The 22132-nt window shown below is 68.8% G+C and carries 20 protein-coding genes; 5 read left to right on the top strand and 15 right to left on the bottom strand.

Translation table 11 applies throughout. The features are described from left to right. Positions 1-7 precede the first annotated feature (7 nt). Together BLT19_RS03785 and BLT19_RS03780 are read right to left on the bottom strand one after the other, a co-directional pair. Entirely contained in the window at positions 8-994 is a 987-nt protein-coding gene (locus BLT19_RS03785; RefSeq protein ID WP_091486612.1) for a cyclase family protein, read from the bottom strand. 117 nt (positions 995-1111) lie between these two features. Then, on the bottom strand, positions 1112-1825 hold the full coding sequence (locus BLT19_RS03780) for a GNAT family N-acetyltransferase (protein WP_091486609.1): 714 nt from the start codon (positions 1823-1825) through the stop codon (positions 1112-1114). Positions 1826-1949: 124 nt separating this feature from the next. On the opposite strand from BLT19_RS03780, the gene BLT19_RS03775 reads away from it, so the two are divergent. Beyond that, positions 1950-3353 (top strand): MFS transporter, encoded by a 1404-nt coding sequence (locus BLT19_RS03775; RefSeq protein WP_091486605.1) that lies wholly within the window; start codon positions 1950-1952, stop codon positions 3351-3353. 21 nt (positions 3354-3374) lie between these two features. Then, positions 3375-4865 (top strand): peptide MFS transporter, encoded by a 1491-nt coding sequence (locus tag BLT19_RS03770; protein WP_091486600.1) that lies wholly within the window; start codon positions 3375-3377, stop codon positions 4863-4865. A gap of 67 nt (positions 4866-4932) precedes the next feature. On the opposite strand, the gene rhaS is transcribed toward BLT19_RS03770, so the two are convergent. From rhaS to BLT19_RS03750, 4 genes are all read right to left on the bottom strand, one after another. Further along, the gene (gene rhaS / locus BLT19_RS03765) at positions 4933-5979 is read right to left on the bottom strand and encodes a rhamnose ABC transporter substrate-binding protein (protein ID WP_091493233.1); all 1047 of its coding nucleotides are present in this window, start codon (positions 5977-5979) and stop codon (positions 4933-4935) included. Between the two features lie 78 nt (positions 5980-6057). Then, entirely contained in the window at positions 6058-7119 is a 1062-nt protein-coding gene (locus BLT19_RS03760; protein WP_091486595.1) for an ABC transporter permease, read from the bottom strand. Beyond that, entirely contained in the window at positions 7116-8156 is a 1041-nt protein-coding gene (locus tag BLT19_RS03755; protein ID WP_091486590.1) for an ABC transporter permease, read from the bottom strand. The genes BLT19_RS03760 and BLT19_RS03755 overlap by 4 nt, the downstream gene beginning before the upstream one ends. After that, entirely contained in the window at positions 8153-9673 is a 1521-nt protein-coding gene (locus tag BLT19_RS03750; protein ID WP_091486586.1) for a sugar ABC transporter ATP-binding protein, read from the bottom strand. The genes BLT19_RS03755 and BLT19_RS03750 overlap by 4 nt, the downstream gene beginning before the upstream one ends. Positions 9674-9857: 184 nt before the next feature. Here BLT19_RS03750 and BLT19_RS03745 point away from each other — a divergent pair, with 184 nt between their 5' ends. Then, positions 9858-10868, top strand: a complete 1011-nt coding sequence (locus BLT19_RS03745) for a LacI family DNA-binding transcriptional regulator (protein ID WP_091486581.1) — start codon at positions 9858-9860, stop codon at positions 10866-10868. A gap of 77 nt (positions 10869-10945) precedes the next feature. Here BLT19_RS03745 and BLT19_RS03740 read toward each other — a convergent pair whose 3' ends face one another. The 6 genes from BLT19_RS03740 to BLT19_RS03715 form a co-directional block, all read right to left on the bottom strand. After that, positions 10946-13723 (bottom strand): alpha-L-rhamnosidase, encoded by a 2778-nt coding sequence (locus BLT19_RS03740; RefSeq protein ID WP_091486578.1) that lies wholly within the window; start codon positions 13721-13723, stop codon positions 10946-10948. Then, the gene (locus BLT19_RS03735) at positions 13720-14568 is read right to left on the bottom strand and encodes a fumarylacetoacetate hydrolase family protein (RefSeq protein ID WP_091486573.1); all 849 of its coding nucleotides are present in this window, start codon (positions 14566-14568) and stop codon (positions 13720-13722) included. Before BLT19_RS03735 ends, BLT19_RS03740 begins: the two co-directional genes overlap by 4 nt. Next, on the bottom strand, positions 14565-15440 hold the full coding sequence (locus BLT19_RS03730; RefSeq protein ID WP_091486569.1) for a fumarylacetoacetate hydrolase family protein: 876 nt from the start codon (positions 15438-15440) through the stop codon (positions 14565-14567). The genes BLT19_RS03735 and BLT19_RS03730 overlap by 4 nt, the downstream gene beginning before the upstream one ends. 31 nt (positions 15441-15471) lie before the next feature. Further along, entirely contained in the window at positions 15472-16263 is a 792-nt protein-coding gene (locus BLT19_RS03725) for an SDR family NAD(P)-dependent oxidoreductase (protein WP_091486565.1), read from the bottom strand. A gap of 26 nt (positions 16264-16289) precedes the next feature. Then, complete coding sequence (locus tag BLT19_RS03720) at positions 16290-17087, bottom strand: SDR family NAD(P)-dependent oxidoreductase (protein WP_091486561.1); 798 nt, start codon at positions 17085-17087, stop codon at positions 16290-16292. Positions 17088-17151: 64 nt separating this feature from the next. After that, complete coding sequence (locus tag BLT19_RS03715; RefSeq protein WP_091486558.1) at positions 17152-18090, bottom strand: alpha/beta hydrolase fold domain-containing protein; 939 nt, start codon at positions 18088-18090, stop codon at positions 17152-17154. 82 nt (positions 18091-18172) lie between these two features. Between BLT19_RS03715 and BLT19_RS03710 the strand changes: the two genes are divergently transcribed. Together BLT19_RS03710 and BLT19_RS03705 are read left to right on the top strand one after the other, a co-directional pair. Further along, positions 18173-18730 carry a carboxymuconolactone decarboxylase family protein gene (locus tag BLT19_RS03710; protein WP_091486553.1) on the top strand — a complete coding sequence of 186 codons (558 nt, stop codon included), beginning with the start codon at positions 18173-18175 and terminating at the stop codon, positions 18728-18730. A 56-nt stretch (positions 18731-18786) separates the two neighbouring features. After that, a complete protein-coding gene (locus BLT19_RS03705) occupies positions 18787-19584 on the top strand; it encodes an IclR family transcriptional regulator (protein WP_172825584.1) in 798 nt (265 codons plus the stop codon). 279 nt (positions 19585-19863) lie between these two features. On the opposite strand, the gene BLT19_RS03700 is transcribed toward BLT19_RS03705, so the two are convergent. Genes BLT19_RS03700 through BLT19_RS03690 form a run of 3 tightly spaced genes read right to left on the bottom strand, consistent with a single transcriptional unit; the run spans position 19864 to position 22128 of the window. Further along, complete coding sequence (locus BLT19_RS03700; protein ID WP_091486544.1) at positions 19864-20646, bottom strand: alpha/beta hydrolase; 783 nt, start codon at positions 20644-20646, stop codon at positions 19864-19866. A gap of 4 nt (positions 20647-20650) precedes the next feature. Continuing rightward, positions 20651-21196 (bottom strand): quercetin 2,3-dioxygenase, encoded by a 546-nt coding sequence (locus BLT19_RS03695; RefSeq protein ID WP_157681746.1) that lies wholly within the window; start codon positions 21194-21196, stop codon positions 20651-20653. Next, the gene (locus BLT19_RS03690; RefSeq protein WP_157681745.1) at positions 21193-22128 is read right to left on the bottom strand and encodes a flavodoxin family protein; all 936 of its coding nucleotides are present in this window, start codon (positions 22126-22128) and stop codon (positions 21193-21195) included. The genes BLT19_RS03695 and BLT19_RS03690 overlap by 4 nt, the downstream gene beginning before the upstream one ends. Positions 22129-22132 lie beyond the last annotated feature (4 nt).

Raw genomic sequence — 22132 nt, 5'->3', positions numbered from 1 at the left:
CCTCACGCTAGGACAGCAGCGCGTACGCCCGCACCGGGAACGTGCCGAAGCCCTCGACCGCTGGAGGTGCTGCGGTGAAGCGCGCGCCGCGCGGGGGCAGCTGCTCGAGGCGCGTCAGATGCTCGACCACGTGCACGCCGGCCGCCAGCAGCAGCGAGTGCGCCGGGCGCTGGCCGCCCGATTCGGTGTCGTCGATGTTCAGCGAGTCGATCCCGACCAGCACGACGCCCGCGTCGATCAGCCACTGCGCGCCCTCGCCGGTCAGGAACGGCGCTCCAGTGCCGTACGCGGGCGTGCCGAAGTGCCGGTCCCAGCCGGTGTGCAGCAGGACGGCCGTGCCGCGGACGTCGCGATCGGCCAGGGATGCGGGGCGGATGCCGCGATCCGACGCGCTCCAGGCGTCGTCGAGATGGAACACCTCGGCCGGGAGATCGACGAGGGAGGCGAGCTCGAGCCCGGCGAGATCAGGGCCTTCGGCGTAGCGGTGGAACGGCGAGTCGAGGTAGGTCCCGGTGTTGCCGATCATCGTGATGATGTCCATGGCGAACTCGGTCCCCGGTGCGTACTTCGCACGCGAGTCCTCGCGCGTCAGGTGCGAGGCGATCGTCGGGGCGGGCAGTCCCGGGTAGGTCACGAGGCCCGCGCGGATCGGGTGGCTGAGATCGATCACTGCACGATCGATCTCTGCACGATCGATCTCTGCACGATCGATCACTGCACGGTCGATCACTGCACGATCAGCGTTTCGGGTCCCGGCGTCACCGGCACCGTTCCCGACACCGCGGCTGCCGCGGTGGGCCTCCTCGACGATCTCCAGGCCGGTGATCTCGACCGTGCCGACGAGGGTCAGACCGAGGTGGCGCACGAGCAGCAGCTCGAGGTCGGCGGTCGAGATGTCGGCGCCGGGCAGGTCGAGGCGGAACCCCTCGCCGGTCAGTCCTCCGCCGTTGGCGAAGCGGATGTCGAAGTCGAAGACGGCGCGGGAGTCGGGCATCCGGCCAGCTTAGGGACGCGGCATCCGATCGTCGGAGGATCGGCGCTTCGTCGGAGGATTCGGCAGGAATCCTCCGACGATGGTGCAATCCTCCGACGGTGCCCGGGGTGCGAGGGGTCAGGGCCGCACGAACAGGTAGCCGCGCTCGTCGTCGAACCCACCGATCGCGAGGCCGTCGGCCAGGTGTCCGAGAACGCCCTCGCGCACGCGGACCCGCCAGGCCGCAGCCTCCGCCGGATCCTCCCGACGGAGCGCGGCGATGTCGGTCGGCACGGCAACCGCGGCCACCACCGCGTCGGCAGGCGGCGTCGGCACTGGAGGCGCGGCGAGCGCCCACGACACCATGACCCGGTCGGTCTCGTCGCCGCGGTTGACGCCGTCGTCCATCGGACCGTAGTGGTCGACGAGGTACTCGGTCGCCCGCGCGCCGAGCACGCGCAGGTTGAAATGCGCGTTTCGGGCGACCAGCGGGTCGAAGGTCCAGGTGATGTGGCCGACGTCGCGCGCGAACGCCCACTCCCGCTGGTGCTGCTTGAGCACCCGCCCGAGCCCGCGGCTCTGCAGGCCCGGCAGGACGCCGGTGATGTGCGAGTGCATCGAGCGCACGGCGGGTGCTGCGAAGAAGGCGATGGATGCTCCGACCATGCGATCGCCGTCGTACAGGCCCACCACGTAGTTGCCGGAGTAGGCCAGCGCGCGGATGAGGTTCGGCGGCATCGCGTCGCGGTCACCGGCCCACACCGAGCGCAGCACGGCGGCCGCCTCGTGGATCTGCTCGATCGTCTCGAGCTGCTCGATGCGGATGCGGGGTTCGGGCGTCGACTCGCTCACCCGACCAGTGTCGCACCGCACGATGCAGGGGGGTACGCGCAGGGCCACCCGAGACCCTCCGCTGCGCCGATAGCCTGAATCAATGGGATCACGGGACGAGGACGCACGAAGACGACTCTCCCGGATGCCCCGTCAGGGCGTGATCGTCGCGGTTCTGGCCTTCACGGGCCTGGTGTCTTCGTTCATGTTCACCCTGATGGTGCCGATCCAGTCGAAGCTGCCGGAACTGCTGAACGCGAGCCGCGACGACACCGCCTGGGTGGTCACCTCGACCCTGCTGGCGGCAGCCGTGATCACGCCGATCTCGGGCCGCCTGGGCGACATGTACGGCAAGCGGCGCATCGTGCTGGTGCTCCTGGGCGTCATGATCGCCGGATCCGTCATCGCCGCGTTCTCGCCCGGCATCGTGGGCATCATCGTCGGCCGGACGCTGCAGGGCGCGATCGTCGGCGTGGTGCCGCTGGGCATCTCGATCCTGCGCGACGTGCTCCACGAGAACCGCGTCGATTCCGCGATCGCCCTGATCAGCGCCACACTGGGCGTGGGCGGTGCGCTCGGACTCCCGATCAGCGCCGTCATCACCGAGCAGAGCGACTGGCACCTTCTCTTCTGGGTCGCGGCTGCGTTGGGCGCCATCGGGTTCGTGCTGGTGCTGTGGATCGTGCCGGTCAGCGTGCTGCGCACCGCCGGGCGCTTCGACTTCGTCGGCGCCGCCGGCCTGGCGGTCGGGCTGATCGGCGTCCTCCTCGCCATCTCACGCGGGAACGAATGGGGCTGGGGCTCGCCCGCCACGCTCGGGACCGGTCTGGGCGGGCTCGTCGTCCTGGTGGCGTGGGGCTGGTTCGAGCTGCGGATCGCGGAGCCGCTCCTGGACCTCCGCGTCGCCGCTCGACCGGCCGTGCTGCTGACGAACATCGCATCGGTGGCGATGGGATTCGCACTGTTCTCCTCGAACGTCAGCTACCCGCAGATCCTCGAACTGCCGGTGGCGACTGGCGTCGGCTTCGGCCTTTCGCTCCTGGCCGCGAGCCTGATCGTGATGCCCTCCGGCCTGGTGATGATGGTCCTCTCCCCGGTGGCCGGACGGATGGCGCGACGCACCGGTCCGAAGCTGCTGCTCGTGCTCGGTGCGCTCTCACTCGTGGTCGCCTACGGCTTCACGCTGCTGTTCTCCTCCGAGGTATGGCACATCCTCGTGGCGAACATCATCATCGGCGTCGGCATCGGCTTCGGCTACGCGTCGATGCCGATGCTCATCATGCGCTCGGTGCCGCAGAGCGAGACGGGTGCCTCGAACGGCCTGAACGCGCTGTTCCGCTCGCTCGGCACGAGCGTGGCCGCCGCGGTGATCGGCGCGGTGCTGGCCACGTACTCGGTGGAGTTCGAGAGCACGCAGGTGCCGACGGGCACGGCGTTCACGCTCTCGTTCGTGCTGGGCGGGATCGCTGCCGTGATCGCCCTCGTCGTCGCCCTGTTCATTCCGACCAAGCGGGCTCCCGAGGAGCGGCATCCCTCCCTTCCGAACTGACCTCGCGCTAGCCTGACGGCCATGAGCAACGGCAACGAGGCCGCTTCGGCCACGACTCAGGTGGACGCAGGCGGCGATCGCGACGCGCGGTTCTTCGGCCAGCCGTGGGCGCTGGCCCACGTGTTCGGCGTGGAGATGTGGGAGCGGTTCAGCTTCTACGGCATGCAGGGAATCCTGCTGATCTACATGTACTACTCGATCGCCGAGGGCGGATTGGGGATGCCGGAGGCGATCGCCACCGGCATCGTCGGCGCCTACGGCGGCGCGGTGTACCTCTCCACGATCCTCGGTGCATGGCTGGCCGACCGGCTGTTCGGCTCGGAGCGCGTGCTGTTCGCCAGCGCGATCGTCATCATGGCGGGCCACATCGGACTCGCGCTCGTCCCCGGCTTCTGGGGGCTCGGCATCGGCCTCGTGCTCGTGGCCATCGGATCCGGTGGGCTGAAGGCCAACGCGACCTCGGTCGTCGGAACCCTCTACACCGACGACGACCCGCGCCGGGACGCCGGCTTCTCGCTGTTCTACCTCGGCATCAACCTCGGCGCGTTCTTCGGACCGCTGTTGACGGGGCTCCTGCAGACCACCTGGGGATTCCACTGGGGGTTCGGGCTGGCGGCGGTCGGCATGGGTCTCGGGTTGATCCAGTACTCGTTCGGACGGAAGCAACTGCCCGCTCAGGCGCGCGCGGTGCCGAACCCGCTGCCGCGGAGCCGGTATGGCCTCGTGATCGGGGTGGCGATCGCCGCCGTGGTCGTGCTGATCGTGCTGGTGCTGGTCGGGGTCATCCGTGCGGACAACCTCGCCCTGATCGTGATCATCGCCGTGATCGCAGCGACGCTCGCGTACTTCTTCGTGATCCTCTCCAGCAGCAGGATCACCGCGATCGAGCGTTCGCGGGTGTTCGGCTTCATCCCGCTGTTCATCGTGAGCGTCGGGTTCTGGTCGCTGTACCAGCAGCAGTTCACCGTGCTCACGGTCTACTCCGACAAGCGTCTGGACCGCTCGATCTTCGGCTGGGAGATGCCGGTGTCGTGGGTGCAGTCGATCAACCCGATCTTCATCATCGTGCTCTCGGGCGTCTTCGCCGCGATCTGGACGAAGCTGGGCACCCGGCAGCCGACGACGCCGATCAAGTTCGGACTCGGAGCGATCGTGATGGGAGCCGCGTTCCTGCTGTTCCTGCCGTTCGCGAACGGCGCGCCCAACAGCACGCCGCTGCTGGCGATCGTCGGTATCCTGTTCGTCTTCACGGTCGCCGAGCTGCTGATCTCGCCGGTCGGGCTGTCGGTCACGACGAAGCTGGCGCCGAAGGTGTTCCAGACGCAGATGGTGGCGCTGTTCTTCCTGTCCGTCGCGCTCGGCACCGCACTGGCCGGATTCCTCGCGCAGTTCTACGACCCGGAGAACGAGGTCCCGTACTTCACGATCCTCGGATTCGTCGCGATCGGTCTGGGCGCGGCGCTGCTGCTGTCGATCAAACCGGTGCTCGCACTGATGAAGGGCGTCCGCTAGCCCTTTCACCGGGACGCGGAAGCGCCCGGCCCGCGAAGCGGGCCGGGCGCTGTGGCGCAGCGACTGCTCAGAAGTCGAAGTCGCCGATGTTCTCCGCGTCGAACACGAACGGGTCGCCCAGGAGCACAGCGCCGTCGGCGCCGACCTCGAACGAGCCGAGCTTGCCGGCCTCGAACGTGTCGCCCTCTTCGCCGGTGATCTCACCGGTGATGAGCGCCTGCGTCGCGAAGGCTGCCAGGTAGCCGAGGTCGGCCGGGTTCCACAGCGCGAAGGCGGTGACGGTGCCATCCTCGACGTACTCGCGCATCTGGTTCGGCGTGCCCAGGCCGGTCAGTGCGACCTTGCCCTTGTACTCCGAGGTCGACAGGTAGCGGGCCGCTGCGGCGATGCCGACCGTGGTCGGCGAGACGATGCCCTTGAGCTCCGGGTAGGTCTGCAGGAGCGCGGCGGTCTTGTCGAACGAGGTCTGGTCGTCGTCGTCACCGTAGACGACCTCGACGAGCTCGATGTCGGGGTGGCTGGCGGCCAGCTCCTCCTTCATCATCTCGATCCAGGCGTTCTGGTTGGTGGCGTTGGCCGATGCCGACAGCACGGCGATCTGACCGGCGTCGCCGATCTGCTCGGCGATCAGGTCGACCTGGACCTTCGCGATGCCCTCGCTCGTTGCCTGGTTGATGAACAGGTCGCGGCACTCGGGGTTGGTGTCCGAGTCGAACGTGACCACCTTGACGCCGGCGCTGCGCGCCTCGTCGAGGGCGTCGCACAGGGCCTCGGGGTCGTTGGCCGAGACGATGAGTCCGCCGGCGCCCTGCTGGGCGGCCGTCTGGATGTACTGCACCTGCGAGGTGGGCGACGCCTCGCTGGGGCCGACCTCCTCGAACGTGCCGCCGAACTCCTCAGTGGCCTCTTCGGCTCCGCCGGTCGAGGTGTCGAAGTACGGGTTGCCGAGGTTCTTCGGCAGCATCGTGATCGACAGGTTGGCGTCGCCGCCGTCCGAGCCCTCGGTGGCGGTGCCACCGCTCGAGCCCGAGCAACCGGTCGCGACGAGCGCGACGCCGACGGCGAGAGCCGCGGCCGAGAGCGCCAGGCGCCCTCTTCGCTGAATTCCGAACATCATTGTTTCCTTCCGTGGTGCACGAGGTGCGATGTGGGTGGTGCGGTATTGCGGTGATCTCGGGTGAGGTCGAGGGCGTCAGGGTGCGTCCGCGGACGCGCCGGCTCTGCCCTTTCTCCTGCCGACGGCGGCGGCGCGTCGCGCTTGCAGCCAGGCCAGGAAGCTTGCCGACACCACCGAGACGATCAGGAGCACCCCGGTGATGACGTTGATGATGTCGCTGGTGATGCCCGCCAGGCGCAGCGCGCTGGAGAGCGTGCCGATCAGCAGCACACCGGCGATGACTCCGTGCAGCGCTCCGCGCCCGCCGAAGATCGAGACCCCGCCCAGCAGCACGGCGGCGATCACCTGCAGCTCCATGCCCATGGCGTTGTCGCCGCGGGCGTTGGAGTACAGCAGCGTGAAGTAGACGCCCGCGAAGCCCGCGACCGTGCCGCTCATCACGAAGAGGATGAACTTCGTGCGACCGACGTCGATGCCGGAGAACTGCGCCGCCTCCTTGTTGAGGCCGATCGCGTACAGCGAGCGTCCGAACGGGGTGAAGTGCAGCAGCACCGCGAAGATCAGCGCGAGGATCACGAACGGGATCATGATCACCGGCACCGGGGTGCCCGGGATGTTGGCCTTGGCGAGGTCGGTCCAGAACTCTGGGAAGTCCGTGATCGCGGTGGTGCCCAGCAGGCCCACCGCGATGCCGCGGAACAGCGCGAGCGTTCCGATCGTCACCGCCAGCGAGGGCAGCCCGACGACCGTCACGAGGAATCCGTTGATCACACCGGCGAGGGCGCCGACGACGATCGCCGCGACGGCTGCCAGCTCGAACGGCCAGCCGGCCTGCGCCAGGATGCCGGTGGTCACGCTGCTCAGGCCCACGATGCTCGCCACCGAGAGGTCGATCTCCTCGGTGATGATGATCAGGGTCATCGGAAGCGCGATGAGCAGGATCGGCGCGATGTCGCGCAGCAGGTAGGTCACCGTCAGCGGGCTGTCGAAGTTTCGGACCGTCGCCAGTGCGACCACGATCACCAGGATCAGGATCGCGATGATCGCGGTTTCGCGGGTCAGCAGGTAGCGCCGCCATGCGGGCTTGCCGTGCGCCTGGTAGACGCGTGCGGGGGCGGCATCCGTCATCGTGGTCATCTCGTCCCCTCCCTCTGTGAAATCAGTCGTTTGTGTTGTCGGAGTGCCAGGACCCGATCCAGCACGATGGAGCCGATGATCAGCACGCCGACGACGGCGCGCTGCCAGAAGTCGTCGATGCCGAGGATCGGAAGCGCCCGGTTGATCGTCAGCAGCAGGAACGCGCCGATCGCGGCGCCCCAGACCGTGCCGACGCCGCCGGAGATCGCGACACCGCCGATCACCGCCGCACCGATCGCCTGGAGCTCCCAGCCGAAGCCCGCGGCAGAGCTGACCGTGCCGTACCGGGCGGCGTAGAGGACGCCGGCAAGGCCGGACAGCGCCCCGCTGACGACGAAGGCGGCGATGACGCGACGCGTGACGCGCAGGCCGTAGAGGTGCGCCGCGGCCGGGTCGGACCCGATCGCGTACAGCTCGCGACCGCTGCGGAGGTTGCGCAGATACCAGGCGGCGGCGATCAGGACGACGACGGCGATGATCGTGAGGATCGGGATGCCGAGGAGCCGATCGGTCCCGAGGGCGCGGAAGTCCTTGGGCAGATCGCCGGCGTTGATGCGCTCGCTGCCGGTCCACGCGACGTTGAGGCCGCGGTAGATGTACATCGTGCCGAGCGTGATCACGAGGGCGGGCACCTTCGCGAACGCGACGAGCGCGCCGTTGATCAGGCCGAGCAGCCCGCCGAACACGACTCCCGCGACGAAGACGAGGATCAGCGGGATCCCCTCGATGTCGATGAAGAGGCGACCGGTGAGGTACGCGGTCAGGCCCACGATCGAGCCGACCGAGAGGTCGACGTTGCGGGTGATGATCACGACGGCCTGGCCGACGGCGACCAGGAGCAGCAGCGACGGCGTGAGCAGAAGGTCGCGGAACCCGTCGTTCGAGAAGAGGAAGGTCGGGTTGCTGACGGTCGCGACCAGGATCACCAGCAGCAGGGCGATCAGGATGCCGGTCTCTCGGGCGGTCGCGATGTGCCGGACGAGCTTCGCGGCCGAGCTCGTGCCCGGCTGGACGGGGGCGGTCATCGTGGTGGTCATCGGGCCGCCTCCGCATCGGCAGTGGCGGCGTACATCACGGCTTCAGGGCTCGCCTCCGCGCGCGGGAACTCGCCGGTGAGGCGCCCCTCGCGCATCACCAGCACGCGGTCGGCCATGCCCAGCACCTCCGGGAGTTCGGACGAGATCATGAGGATCGCCATGCCTTCTTGCGCGAGTTGAGAGAGGAGGCGGTGCACCTCGGCCTTGGTGCCGACGTCGATGCCGCGGGTGGGCTCGTCGACGATGAGCACCTTCGGCTCGGTCGCCAGCCACTTGCCGAGCACCACCTTCTGCTGGTTGCCGCCCGAGAGCGTGCCGGTCTCGGCATCCAGCGCCGCCGTCTTCACCTCGAGGCGGCTCGCCCAGATCTGGGCGGCCTCGTTCTCGGCACCGCCCCAGAGCAGGCCCCACGTGGCGAGCTTGCCGCGGATCGCGAGGGTGATGTTCTGCGTCACGCCCTCGTCCAGGACGAGGCCCTGCCGGCGGCGATCCTCGGGCACGAGTGCCAGGCCGCGCGCGGTCGCCGCTCGGGGGTTGCCCTTGGGCAGTGCGGCGCCGAGCAGGCGGACGGTGCCGCTCTCGTACGGGTCGACGCCGAAGATCGCACGGGCGACCTCGCTGCGACCGGCCCCGACGAGGCCCGCGAGTCCGACGATCTCACCGGCACGCACGGTGAAGCTGATGTCGCGGAAGACACCCGCACGGGTCAGGCCGTCGACCTCGAGCACCGTCTCGCCGATCTCGGCGGGCAGCTTCGGGAACAGCTCGGTGACGTCGCGGCCGACCATCTGGCGCACCAGTTCGTCGACGCTGGTCTCGACGATCGGGGTGGTCTCGACGTACGACCCGTCGCGCATCACGGTGACCGTGTCGCACAGGGCGAACACCTCGTCGAAACGGTGCGAGATGAACAACAGCGCGCGGCCCTCGTCTCGCAGGCTCCGGGCCACGGCGAACAGCCGCTCGACCTCGACGCCGGACAGCGCCGCGGTCGGCTCGTCCATGATGAGCACGCGGGCATCGAGCGAGATGGCCTTGGCGATCTCGATGATCTGCTGGTCGGCGATCGACAGGCCGTCGGTGACGCGGTCGGGGTCGAGACCGACGCCGAGCCGGCTGAAGATCTGCACCGCCTCGTCGCGCATCGCACGACGGTCGATGCGACCGATGCGGTTCGTGGGCTGACGACCCATGAAGATGTTCTCGACCACCGACAGGTCGGGGAACAGCGTGGGCTCCTGGTAGATGACCGCGATGCCGGCGGCCTTCGACTGAGCCGTGCTGGTGAAGTCGACCGATTCGCCGTCGAGCAGGAACTCGCCCGAGTCGCGACGGTACAGACCCGCGATGATCTTGACCAGCGTCGACTTGCCGGCGCCGTTCTCACCGATCAGCGCGTGGATCGAACCGCGGTCGAGCGTGAGGCTTCCCGATCGCAGCGCGACCACGGGCCCGAAGGACTTGACGACGCGGCGCAACTCGAGTGCATGCGCGGACGCTTCGGCATCTGATGCCATTTCGGGCACCCTCCTCATTGAGGTCTTGAACGACGGGGTGGAAATCCTGGGTCTGAATCAGAACTGAATCGATTCAGGTGCGATTCAGGCTACTCTATGGAGACCGACCACCACGGTCAAGTTCTCTGCAGACCTTGATCGAATCGTGACCAGACGCGAATCCAACGAGGGAGCAGGAGCGCCAGTGCCGGTGAGCATCCGTGACGTCGCACAGCGCGCCGGCGTCTCCGTGGGCACGGTCTCGAACGTCCTGAATCGGCCCGACGAGGTCTCGAGCGAGTCGATCGACCGCGTCAACCTCGCAATCGAAGAGCTGGGTTACGTGCGCAACGACGCCGCCCGCAAGCTCCGCGGCGGGGTGAGCACAACGGTCGGCTTCGTCGTGCTCGACGGGCAGAACCCGTTCTACACCGACGTGGTCCGAGGCGCCGAGGACGAGGCATCCCGGCACAGCATCGCCGTGCTGTACGGCAACACCGACGAGGACCCCGCGCGCGAGCGCCTGTACCTCGACCTGTTCGAGGAGCAGCAGGTGCGCGGCGTGCTCATTGCCCCGTACGGCGACATCACGGCGCGGCTGCAGAAACTCCGCGCCCGGGGCATCGCGGCGGTGCTGGTGGACCGCTTCAGCGGTGACGGCCGCTTCTCGTCGGTGTCGGTCGACAGCGTGCTCGGCGGCCGGATGGCGGTCGATCATCTGATCGAGACCGGTCGTTCGCGCATCGCGTTCGTCGGCGGTCCGTTCGACATGCGCCAGGTCACCGACCGCCTCGCCGGAGCACGGGTCGCGGCCGAGAACGCCGGCGCGCACGTCGAAGTCGAGGTCATTGCGACCGGGGCCATGACCGTCGGGGAGGGCGCGGCCGCCGGCGCGCGCATCCTCGCGCGACCGCGGCACGAGCGCCCCGATGCGCTGTTCGCCGCGAACGACCTGCTGGCGCTCGGACTGCTGCAGTCGCTCGTGGTCGGGGGGCGGATGCTGGTGCCGCACGAGATCGCGATCATCGGGTTCGACGACATCCCGTTCGCCGCCGCGGCGGCCGTGCCGCTGTCGTCGATGCGTCAGCCGAGCCGGATGATCGGGCGCACCGCGCTGCGGATCCTTCTCGAGGAGGCCGCAGATCCGGAGAGCATCGCCCGTCAGACGGTCTTCCAGCCCGAGCTCATCGTGCGGGCCTCGACGGCGCCGCGCTGAACCGGGACTGCTCCCCCGTCGCCAACCGTCCACCACGGCGCCGCGGACGGACGGTTGGCGACAGGGGAGCGGTCCGTTCAGGAGGGGAAGGTGCAGGTGGAAGTGCCGGAGGGCAGCGGCACGGTGTGCCCGGCGGCGACGAGTTCTGCACGGACCCCGACGGGCACCTCGACGGTGATCTCGACCCCGTCGCCCGTCCGCTTCCAGAAGACCACCAGCGGGCCGTACGGCGTGCCGACGTGGGCGTGCACATGCTCCAGACCGCTGTCGAGGTCGGGCTCGATCACAGCGGTGCGATAGCCGGGGGATGTGGAGCGGATGCCGGCGAGCCGACGGAACAGCACGTCGTCGACGGCTCCGGGCGCGTAGTGATTGAGCGACATCGGGCGGATCGTCCCGTCGGGCGAGATCGCATCCCACGTCTCCCAGATCGTGGTCGCGCCGCGGTCGACTTCGTACAGCCACGATGGCATCTCGGATTGCCACAGCAGCGCGCGTGCGACATCGGGGTGGCCGTTGTCGTAGAGCACGTCCAGCAGGTACGGGGTCGACAGGAACCCGGTGTCGAGCCGGTTCCCGCGCTCGCGCACGAGCTCGACGAGACGCGCCGCGGTCCGCGCGCGCAGCGCTGTGGGCACCATGTCGAACGCCAGCGCCAGCACGTAGACGCCCTGCAGCCGGACGGGCAGATCGCCGTCGGCGTCGACGTACTCCGCGGCGAAGGCAGCGCGAACGTCGGCGGCCGCGGTCGCCAGCGCCGCGGCATCCGCCGTCCGTCCGAGCACGTCCGCCCACCGCGCTGCGATCGACAGCGTCCGGGCCTGGAACATCGGCGCAAGGTACTCGCTGGTCAGTGCGGGAGCGATGCCGATCGCCTCGTGGACGGGCTTGCCCTCCATCGTCGAGGGGGTCAGCCAGTCCCCGAAGTGGGCTCCCGTGTTGTAGAGCAGTGCCTGGCGCGCCCGGCGATCGGGCGCGAGCGCCGTGTCGATGAGCGCCTCGGGCAGCTCGGACGCTGCTGTCCTCCGCTGGTACTGGATCCACCGGATCAGCGCGTCGTAGTTATGCTCGAGGAGGCGCCGGTCGCCGTACCGTTCGTACAGCGTCCAGGGCACGATCGCGATCGCATCGCTCCACCCGGCGGCGGCGACGATCGACCCGATCCCCTGCGCGTTCGCCGCCGCATCGGCGTCGAACGGCGAGCGCGGCGAGAAGATCGGGATGCGCCCGTCGGGCAGCTGGTCGGCCCGCAGGTTCTCCAGCCAGCGGGTGAGGAACGGCACGACCTGGGCGTTGTTGGCCGCGGCTCCGACGAAGGCCTGGATGTCGCCGGTCCAGCCGACCTTCTCGCGCTGCGGGCAGTCGGTCGGGATCGAGACGAAGTTGCCGCGCTGGCTCCAGACCACGTTCTGATGCAGGCGATCGAGACGAGGATCGGATGCCGAGAACGCGCCGGTCTGCTCGAGGTCGCTGGCGATCACGACGGCGACGATGTCATCGCGATTCAGGGGCGCATGCAGTCCCGTGACGCGCGCGTAGCGGAAGCCGTGGAACGTGAACTCGGGCTCCCACTCGTCGTCATCGCCGGCGGCGACGAAGATGTCGGTCTGCTCCTTGTTGATGCCCTGAATGTTGTCGAACCACGATCCGCCGGGGGCGAGCGTCTCGGTGTGCTCGAGGACGATGCGCTGACCGGGTGACGTGTCGTGCAGCCTCAGCCGGACGCGCCCGGCGATCACCTGGCCGAAGTCGACGATCGCACCCTCCGGCGTCTCGACGACCTCGATGGCAGGCAGTTCGAGCACCCGGCGGATCGGCTCACCGGTGAAGGCTTTCAGGAGCGCGTGATCGCGACCGACCTCGACGACCGGAGTCCACCCCTCGTCGGAGAAGCCCGGGCGGTCCCAGCCGACCGGTACGGCTCTCCGGTCGAACTGCTCGCCGACGAACAGGTCGGCGTAGGCCCATGGGCCAGGGCTGCTGCGCACTCCGGAGCCGGAGCCGATCACCTCCGAACCGCCGTCGGCGTACTCCACGTGCAGCTGCCAGATCGCGCTCGTGCGAGTGCCGTACTGCGCGCTCGAGCCGGTGAGGCCGAGGCGTCCCGCCCACCACCCGTCGGCGAGCGCGACGCCGAGCACGTTCTCGCCCTCGACGAGCGCGTCGGTCACGTCGTACGTCTGCACCGAGATGCGGTGCTCATAGGTGTCCGACCCGGGGGCGAGCACCTGGTCGTCTGCAGGCAGGCCGTTGACCGTGGCCGCATACGCGCCGCGAGCGGTCGCGTACAGGCGCGCGCGGACCGGACGTTCCCCAAGGGCGAACGGATGGCGCAGCAGCTGCGGCGGTCGGAGTCTCTCCTCGAGCGGCTCCTGCGGACCGAGGCCGCGGATCCAGTCGAGGATGCTCCAGCGCTCCACGACGGCATCCTGCTGGTCGGGCTCGACCCACGCTGCCGACCAGTCCGCAGCATCCAAGAGTCCGGTGCCGAACGTCGACGATGCCCAGTCAGACCAGCCACCGGCATCCGCCCGCGAACGCACCCGCCAGGTGTAGTCGGTGTCGGAGGCGAGCGCGGCACCGGCATACTCCACCAGCGACGTCTGCGGGCTCTCGACGGGTCCGCTCGACCAGATCGGCTCGGCGCCACGAGCGACCACGATCTCGTATGCGTCCTGCGGGTGATCGACGATCCACGAGAATCGCGGCGTATCCGTGCCGATCGCGATCGGCGCCCGCAGGTACTCGACTCGGAGGTCGGTGCACGACACGGCCTGAGCGGAGGAGATGTGCAGAACGGACGAGGAGAGCAGGTCGGTCGCTCCTCCGGTCGGGACATCTCCTCTGTTCGTCACGCGGTGAACCGCGTCGTCAGCGTGCCGATGCCCTCGATCTCGCTCACCAGCACGTCGTCCGCCCCGATGAAGCGCGGGGGCGTGCGGCGGTTGCCGATCCCCGAGGGCGTCCCCGAGAAGATGATGTCGCCCGGCAGCAGCGGACAGACGGCCGAGATCCGCACGAGCAGTTCGGGCACGTCGTAGAGCATCATCGACGTGCGAGATGCCTGCATGCCCTCGCCGGACAGGCTGCACGAGATCGCGAGGTCGTCCTTATCGGCGAACTCGTCCGGCGTGACCAGCCACGGGCCCGTCGGGCCGAACCCGGGGAACGACTTGCCCAGGCTGAACTGCGGCGCCGACCCCTGCAGCTGGGTGATCCGCTCGGAGAGGTCCTGACCGATCGTGAGTCCCGCGACGTGGTCCCAGGCGCTCTCCCGATCGAGTTTGTGCCCCTCGCGGCCGATCACGACGACGAGCTCGACCTCCCAGTCGACATGCCCTTCGGGCAGCTCGACGACCGCATCCGGGCCGACGATCGAGGACGGGAACTTCGTGAACGTCACCGGCATCGAAACCGGCGGGTAGCCGGCCTCAGCGGCGTGCTCGGCGTAGTTCAACCCGATCGCGAACACCTGACGCGGGCGCGGGACAGGGGCGCCCAGCTCGGTGACATCGAACGAGTCGGATGCCGCGGCATCCGCGTTCAGGAGTGCGTCAGCCCACTCGGCGAACGCCGTCCAGTTCTCGAACAGCGACTGCGGGTCGGGGCCGAAGCGTCCGTCCGACGCGCCGGCGATGTCGATCGCGCCGCTCTCGCCCCGGACCAGGACGGCGCGCCCCCCGAGGTTCGCGATCCTCACCAGTCCACCCGCGCCGGGGCGGGCTCGCCGTAGCGGTCCTCCCACGAGATGACCCGGTTGCGCAGGGTGCCGATGCCGGTGATCTCGGCCTCGATCTCATCACCCGGCTGCAGGTAGAAGTCGAACGGGTTCGGCTGCACGGCCGCGACGCCCGAGATGGTGCCGGTCGTGATGATGTCGCCGGCGCTGTAGATCTGCGGCGAGTGGTATGCGACCAGGTGCGGGAACTTGATGCGGGTCTGGTTGGTGTTGCCCTGCTGGCGCACTTCGCCGTTGACGCGCAGCTGCATGGGCAGCTCGTGCATGTCGGGCACCTCGTCGCGCGTGACGATCCACGGGCCGATCGGGCAGAACGTGTCGATGCCTTTGCTGAACGAGAACACCCCCGACTCCATCTCCTTGCGCTGGATGTCGCGCGCGGTGATGTCGTTGAAGACGGTGAAGCCGGCGATGTAGTCGTCGGCTTCGTCCGGCCCGAAGAACTTGCCCGGCTTGCCGATGATGATGCCGAGCTCGAGCTCGTAGTCAAGCTCCTTGGTGAGGCCCTCCGGGTAGACGATGTCATCGTCCGGCCCGATGATGGCGTCGACGTTCTGGAAGAACACGATGCCCTTGTGCACGGGGTGCGACCAGTCCACGGCGGTGAGCTCGTTGTGGTGGTCGGCGAAGTTGCCCGCGGTGTGGAAGAACTTCTTCGGCCGGATGGGCGCTTCGAGCTTCACGTCGGCGTAGGCCAGGCGCTCTCCGGTCTCGCGGACGTCGCCGCCGCGTTCGAAGTACTCGCGGGTCGAGGGCACGTCCAGTTCGATGACGGTGCCTTCTTCGAGCTCGAGACGGCCCACGCGGCCGCCGTCGAAGGTGATGAGCTTCATTGTTCGTGTCTCCTCGGTCGTGGGTGGACGCTTATGCGCCGACCATGTTGAAGCCGCCGTCGGCGAGCATGTAGCCACCGGTGAGGTGGGCCGCCTCGTCGGTGGCGAGCCAGAGGCACGCACCGGTGACGAACTCGGGCGGCGGGATGACGCCCATCGGCGTCTGGGCGAGCAGCACCTCGCGGCGCCCGTTCTTCCAGTCCTCGCGGTTCAGCAGCCGCTCGGTCTCCATGAAGCCGGGTGCGAAGGTGTTCACACGCACGGTCGGCGCGAACGCCTTCGCGTAGGACTTCGTGATGCCGAGGATGGCGTACTTCGCCGCGGCGTACTGCGGGGCGCGGGCGGAACCTCGCACGATGACCGTGGAGCCGACCTGCACGATGTTGCCGTGGCCCTGGGCCAGCATCCGCTCGCCGAACTCGTGCGTCATCAGCAGCGTGCCCTTGACATCGATGTCGATGACCGCGTCGAGGGCCTCTTGGGTCAGCTCGTTCCAGTTCATCTGCTCGCTGGAGACGTCGCCGACGTTGTTGACCAGCACGTCGAGGGTGCCGAACGCGGCCCAGACCTCATCGGCCATCCGCTTGATCTGGTCCCACGAGCCGATGTCGGCCTGCACGAGGATTCCGTCGCTGCCCGCGTCGCGGATGCGCTCGAGCGTCGCCTCGGCGCCTGCCTTCGAGGAGCGGTAGTGAACGGCGACTCTGGCGCCTTCCTGCGCGGCGCGCACCGCGATCTCGGCGCCGAAGCCGGTGCCCGCGCCGGTGACCAGGACGGTCTTGCCGGCGAACCGGGGGAAGATCTGGGGGGTGGATGCTGACATGTGCGTCTCCTGTCGTCTCTTCAGTCTCAGACCAGCGTGCGTCCGCCGTCGATGTACATCACGTGCCCGGTGATGAATCCCGCGTGACGCGACGACAGGAACAGGGCGGGGCCGGTCAGTTCGTCGGGCGTGCCGAGACGACCGGCCGGCACGAGGCTCTCCAGATCCTGTCGTTTTCCAGGCTTGGCGAGCTCGCCTGCGGTGAGCGGCGTCTCGATGTAGCCGGGAGCGAGCGCATTGACCGTGACTCCGGCCGAGGCCCATTCGCGCGCCATGACGCGCAGCAGTTGGTTGATGCCGCCCTTGGACGCGGCGTACGGGCCGTGCGAGTGATGGGCGAGCAGGCCCGAGACGCTGGAGAGGGCGAGCACCCGGCCCGAGCCCTGGGCGACCATGTGACGGCCGGCGGCCTGGGCGAGCCCGAACAGCGTCGACAGGTTCACCTGCAGGATGTGGTCCCATTCGTCTTCGGTGAATTCGAGAATCGGCCGGCGGTCGTTGATGCCGACCGCGTGCAGCAGGACATCAAGGCCTCCCAGTCCGTCCACGGTCTCCGCGACGACGCGTGTTCCGGCTCCGTGCTCGGTGAGGTCGGCCTCGATCAGCAGGAACGGGACGCCCGCCGGCTCGAGCAGGATACTCAGGGCGTCGAGGGTGGCGCGATCACGGTCGACGACGGCGACCGAGGCTCCAGCTTTGGCGTACGCGACCGCGCACGCCCCCCCGATTCCGCCCGCCCCGGCGATGAGAACGCGCGAGCCTTCGAGGCCCAGCCAGCCGGCGTCGACTCGACGCTCGACCTCGACGGTGTTGTGCGGCGTCATCACCGGCTCCTTGCAGTTCGGGTGGGTAGTTTCATTTAGTAAAAGTAACTTTCGCTTGATGAATCTAACGGACGGTGCGGGCTGCTGTCAATGTGGCCACCGTCCTGATCCACCGCAACGTGCTTTCCGCGGCGGGATCCCCCACCTCGTTCAGGAAGCCGTGCAGCGCGCCGCGCTGACGCACCACGCACACGTCGACGCCCGCGAGTGCCAGTTCGGCAGCGAAAGCCTCGCCCGATGCACGCAGTCGATCGCGGTCCGCTGTCACGATCAGCGTCGGCGCGAGCCCCGTCATGTCGTGGCCGCCGGGGAACGCGTAGATCTCGTCCGGTGCGGCCTCACCCAGATAGTTGGCATTGATCGCACTGGTCGATTCGGGCGGGAAGGTCAGCGCACGCGGAAGACCCGCGAGTTTCGCCTCCAGTTCGGCATTCGCGTCGGGCAATGGCGCGTGCAGAACGGGGTAGACGAGCGCCACGGATGCCGGGACCGCAGCATCCGCCGCGGTGGCAGCCCGATCGCGCAACCGCACCGCTGCTCCGGCTGCCAGGTTGCCCCCCGCACTGGCCCCGCCGAGCAGCACCCGCGTCGGCGCAGCACCCCACCGCTGGGCGTTCGCGACCGCCCAGTCGAAGGCGACGACCGTCTGCAGCGATGCGACCGGATACCGGGCGCGGGGCCCGGCCGCCTCCATCTCGGCGCGCATCTGCTCTGGGGTCGGCATGCCTTCGGGTGCCGGCATCCCTTCGCCGCCATCGATCGGGCCGAGCGCGGCGAGGGCATCCAACGGAGCCAGCGTGTAGTCCACCGACACCACCGTCGTGCCCGACTCGCTCAGGCAGCGCCCGACCTGGTCGGCCTCGGGCATGTCGAGCGTGCCGAACATGAACGCCCCGCCGTGGAGCCAGTTGAGCACGGCGCCGGTGGGCTGCGGTGCGGGGTAGACCCGGACCCGGAAATCGAATCCACCACCGGTCAGGGCGACGTCGTGGAACTCGGTCATGAACTCTCCTTTGAATTCGCTTAGCGAAAGTTACTTTTACTGATTGAATAAGATCGCCACTCTTTGAGCGAGGAGGAACCCGATGGCACCACGCATCCGTCCCATGCCGCCGGCAGACCTCGACGCCGAGCAGCGCGCGCTGTACGACGCGATCACCGGCGGCCCGCGCGCGAGCGGCCCGCAGCACTTCGCGCTGACCTCCGACGACGGCGCGCTCCGCGGTCCGTTCGACGCCTTCCTGCTCTCGCCCGCGGTCGGCGGCGCCCTGCAGGGGCTCGGGGCCGCGATCCGATACCGGACGCACCTGACCGATCGACAGCGCGAACTGGCGATCCTGCTCGTCGCGGCGGACCAGGACAGCGCGTTCGAACGCGAGTCGCACGAGGCCATCGCCCGGGCCATCGGCTTCAGCGAGGCCGAGCTCGAGGCCATCCGCGTGCTCGACGTGTCCGCATTCGCCGAAGACGACCTCGCAGTGGGATCGACCGTCGTCGCCCTGCTGGACGGTGACCTCGACGATGCGCGGTGGGCCGCGGCATCCGACTCCCTCGGCGCAGCCGTCGTGTTCGAACTCACCACGCTCGTCGGCTATTACCGGACGCTCGCCCTGCAGCTGCGGGTCTTCCGAGTCGGGGCCTGAATTGCGCGGGCCGGACACCGCGGGCTACGGTTTCGCTGAGTGAAAGCGGGTACAGCGTGACCGACGAGTTGACACCGGCCAAGAGCGGAAACCGCTATCGCATCGAGGCGCTGGCAAAGGGGCTGGACGTCCTGCGACTCTTCGACGAGTCGGTGACCTCGCTGAAGCTCCGCGAGATCTGCGATCGCACCGGCATCCCGATGCCGACCGCGTTCCGCGTCGTCGCCACGCTCGAAGAGAGCGGATTCGTCGAGAGACTGCCCGACGGCGCGATCCAGCCGGGCGTCGCGGTCCTCACGCTCGGGTCGGCGGCCCTGCGCGGTTCCAGCATCGTGCAGATGAGCGAGCAGCCGCTGCGCCACCTTGCTGAGGAGACCGCCGAGACGGTCAACCTCGGTGTGCTGATCGGCGACCAGGTGCTCTACCTCGCGCGGCTTCGCAACTCCGACCTCGTGACCGCCAACATCCAGGTCGGCTCGACCCTGCCCGCCGCGTACACGTCGATGGGCAAGCTGCTGCTGGCCTACCTCAGCCCAGATGAGCTCGCGGCCGCACTGGCCGGTCACGACTTCGCGAGAGATGCGGGGCCGAATGCCGCCGCAACGCTCAAGGAGCTCGGCGAGCGGCTGGCGACCATCCGCGAGCAGGGGTACGCCCTGCAGGACGAAGAGGTCGCAGCCGGCCTTCGCTCGGTCTCGGTACCTGTGTTCGGGCGGAACCCGTCCCAGCCCGCCGCGGCGATCAACATCGCGGTCGCAGCATCGCGTCACGACCTGGCGTCGCTGCGCGGTCCGCTGCTGGGCCGCTTGCGTCAGACGGCAGACGACATCTCGCGGCGGCTGCGGTCAGCCTGAGCCTCATCGGGAGAGGCCGGCCCGGCCGCCGTTCGCCGACGGCTCGCACGAGATCAGGTGATTCCACCGGAACAGGACGATCCCGGCCGAATCGTCCTGTCCCGGCAAGATCTCCTGATCCGGCGGCGAGGGATCCAGGATCGAGGGCGTCAGCCGGTGAGGGTGCCAGGCGGTCAGGCGCCAGGCGGTCAGGCCGTCACGCGGTCAGGCGCCAGGCGGTCAGGCGCCAGGCGGTCAGGCGCCAGGCGGTCAGGCGCCAGGCGGTCAGGCGTCATGCCGTCACGCGGTCGCGCGATGTGCGAACGCGATCGCCCGGTCCAGCAGTCCGCGCCGATCGACGTCGTCACCGTGCCACATGTGGCCGGCGCCCGGAACGAGCTCGAGCTCGACGGGCGTGCCCACTTCGGCCAGGCGCGCGGCGAGCAGCTCGCTCTGTGCGAAAGGCACCGCCTCGTCGGCGAGGCCGTGCGCGATCAGGAACGGTGGTGCGCCAGCGACCACATGGGCCACCGGACTCGCCGCCCGAGCACGTTCGGGATCCGCCCCGGCCGATGCGCCGAGCCACTGCGCTTCGCGGGACGCCGGATCATCCGCATTGCCGAGCTGTGCTCCCATGGCCGGCAGGTCGGAGGGCCCGTACCAGTCGATGATGCCGCGGACCGCGGCATCCTGCAGTCCCACCAGCGCAGCCAGCGTCGCACCGGCTGACTCCCCCCACAGCACCACGCGCGACGGGTCGTAGTCGTATCGGTCGCCGTGGGCTCGCAACCAGCCCAGCGCAGCGGCGACGTCCTCGGTCTGCGCGGGGAAGACGGCCTCCGCGCTCAGCCGGTACTCGACCGAGGCGACGGCGAATCCCGCGGCGACGATCCGCTCGAACGGGTCATCGTCGACCATCGACGGGCAGAACATCTTCCGACTGCCGATCCGCCAGCCTCCGCCGTGCACGAAGACGATCAGAGGAGCGACTGCCCCTCCCTGGTCATCCGGCGTCCGCAGGTCGAGCGACAGCGGACGGAACCCGACCGGCTGGGCGAAGTCGATCTCGGAGAGCGAACCCATCGGCTCAGTCGCGGAACTGGAACTCGGGCATGAACTGCGTCCAGTACTTCTCGCCCGCGGCGCGCATCGTCGAGTAGTCCGGAACGTAGACGCCCTGCGGCTCCGTCAGGTCGGTCTTCTGACCCATCGCGTGGAAGAATCGCTCGAAACCGGCCGTGCCGACCCCGAACACCTTGGTGGTGTTGTGGATCTGGAACGCGTGCACGACGTTCGCGGGGATGAACGCGAAGTCGCCCGTCGTCAGCGTCGTCCTCGAGTGATAGTCGGCTTCGTCATCCATCCAGATGCTGATCTCGCCGTCCACGACGTAGAAGATCTCGTGCGTCTTGAAGTGCTTGTGTGCGGGGATGCGGTCACCCTTCGGGCCGACCATCGTGAACGCGCCGTACTGGTCGTCGGTCTCGTCTGCCGACAGCAGGATGTTGAACAGCTGGTCGAAGACGAGGGATTTCTCGCCCTCGCCGTTGCCGAGCACGAACGGTTTCGCCGCTGCGGGCAGGATGCCGGCGAATTCGACCTTGTCCGGGTCGTCGGTGGGGAAAGTGCTCATGATTGCCTCCTTGGAATCACAGGTGTGGATGGGAACACTCGCGGGTCCCACGCCGCGTACTCGTCCTTGGCCGAGTCGATCTTCTCGCGCAACGGCGCGTGGCGTGCGGCGGTCTGCTGAACCTCGTGAAAATGGTCGACCTTTTCGTGGAGCGAGAGGATCGACCGCAGCGCTCCCTCCGCGGTGAGTTCGAGGGTCATCGCGCCATCGTTCTGACGCAGAACGCCGACGGCGCCGCATGTCGCGCACTCGGCGTGCGTCCCGATCAGGGCGACGACCGACAGGTGGCAGAGCGGGCAGGCACCAGGCTCGCCGCGGTATTGCGCGTCCTCGTACGACCGGCCCAGCTGTTCACCCACCGTGAAGCCCAGTCGTCGCGATCGCTCGAGCGCCTCAGCGTCGAGGACGATCGAGGCGGGACTGCCCGCGCCGGCGAACTCGACCTGGTCGACGACCGCGATCTGCGCCGATGCGGTGAGCGTGTGCATGATCGGGAGGGTCAGTGTCTTCCAACGGCTCGGCAGCGATCCTCCCACAGCGAGGAACCCCGCCACCCGCGGTCGCAGCACGCGCTCGTCGATCGCGAAGTCGACGGAGATCGGCGTTCCCTCGGCGCGCATCCTGAGCAGTTCCGAGGTGAACGCGACGTCGGACTGGGGTCCTGAGATCTTGTCGCCGAGCAGCCGCAGCAGTCCGGGCACGGTGCGCGAGTAGATCGGCGACGAGACGATCAGACCATCGCTGTCCATCAGCCGGTCCCAGAACCAGTCGGCGTCATCCGATGACGCGTCGGGACCGCTCGTCAGCACGAGGTCGCGCAGACGGACCAGCTCGACGTCGGCTCCGGCATCCTGCGCACCCCGCAACGCCTCTTTCAGGATGATCTCCGCGCTGCCGTCGGGAGCACCGGCGGAGAGGCCGAGGACCCTCACTGAG

Source organism: Microbacterium pygmaeum, from assembly GCF_900100885.1.
Taxonomy (GTDB): Bacteria; Actinomycetota; Actinomycetes; order Actinomycetales; family Microbacteriaceae; genus Microbacterium; species Microbacterium pygmaeum.
The sequence above is the reverse complement of the archived record's forward strand: the minus strand, read 5'-3'. Positions and strand labels throughout refer to the sequence as shown.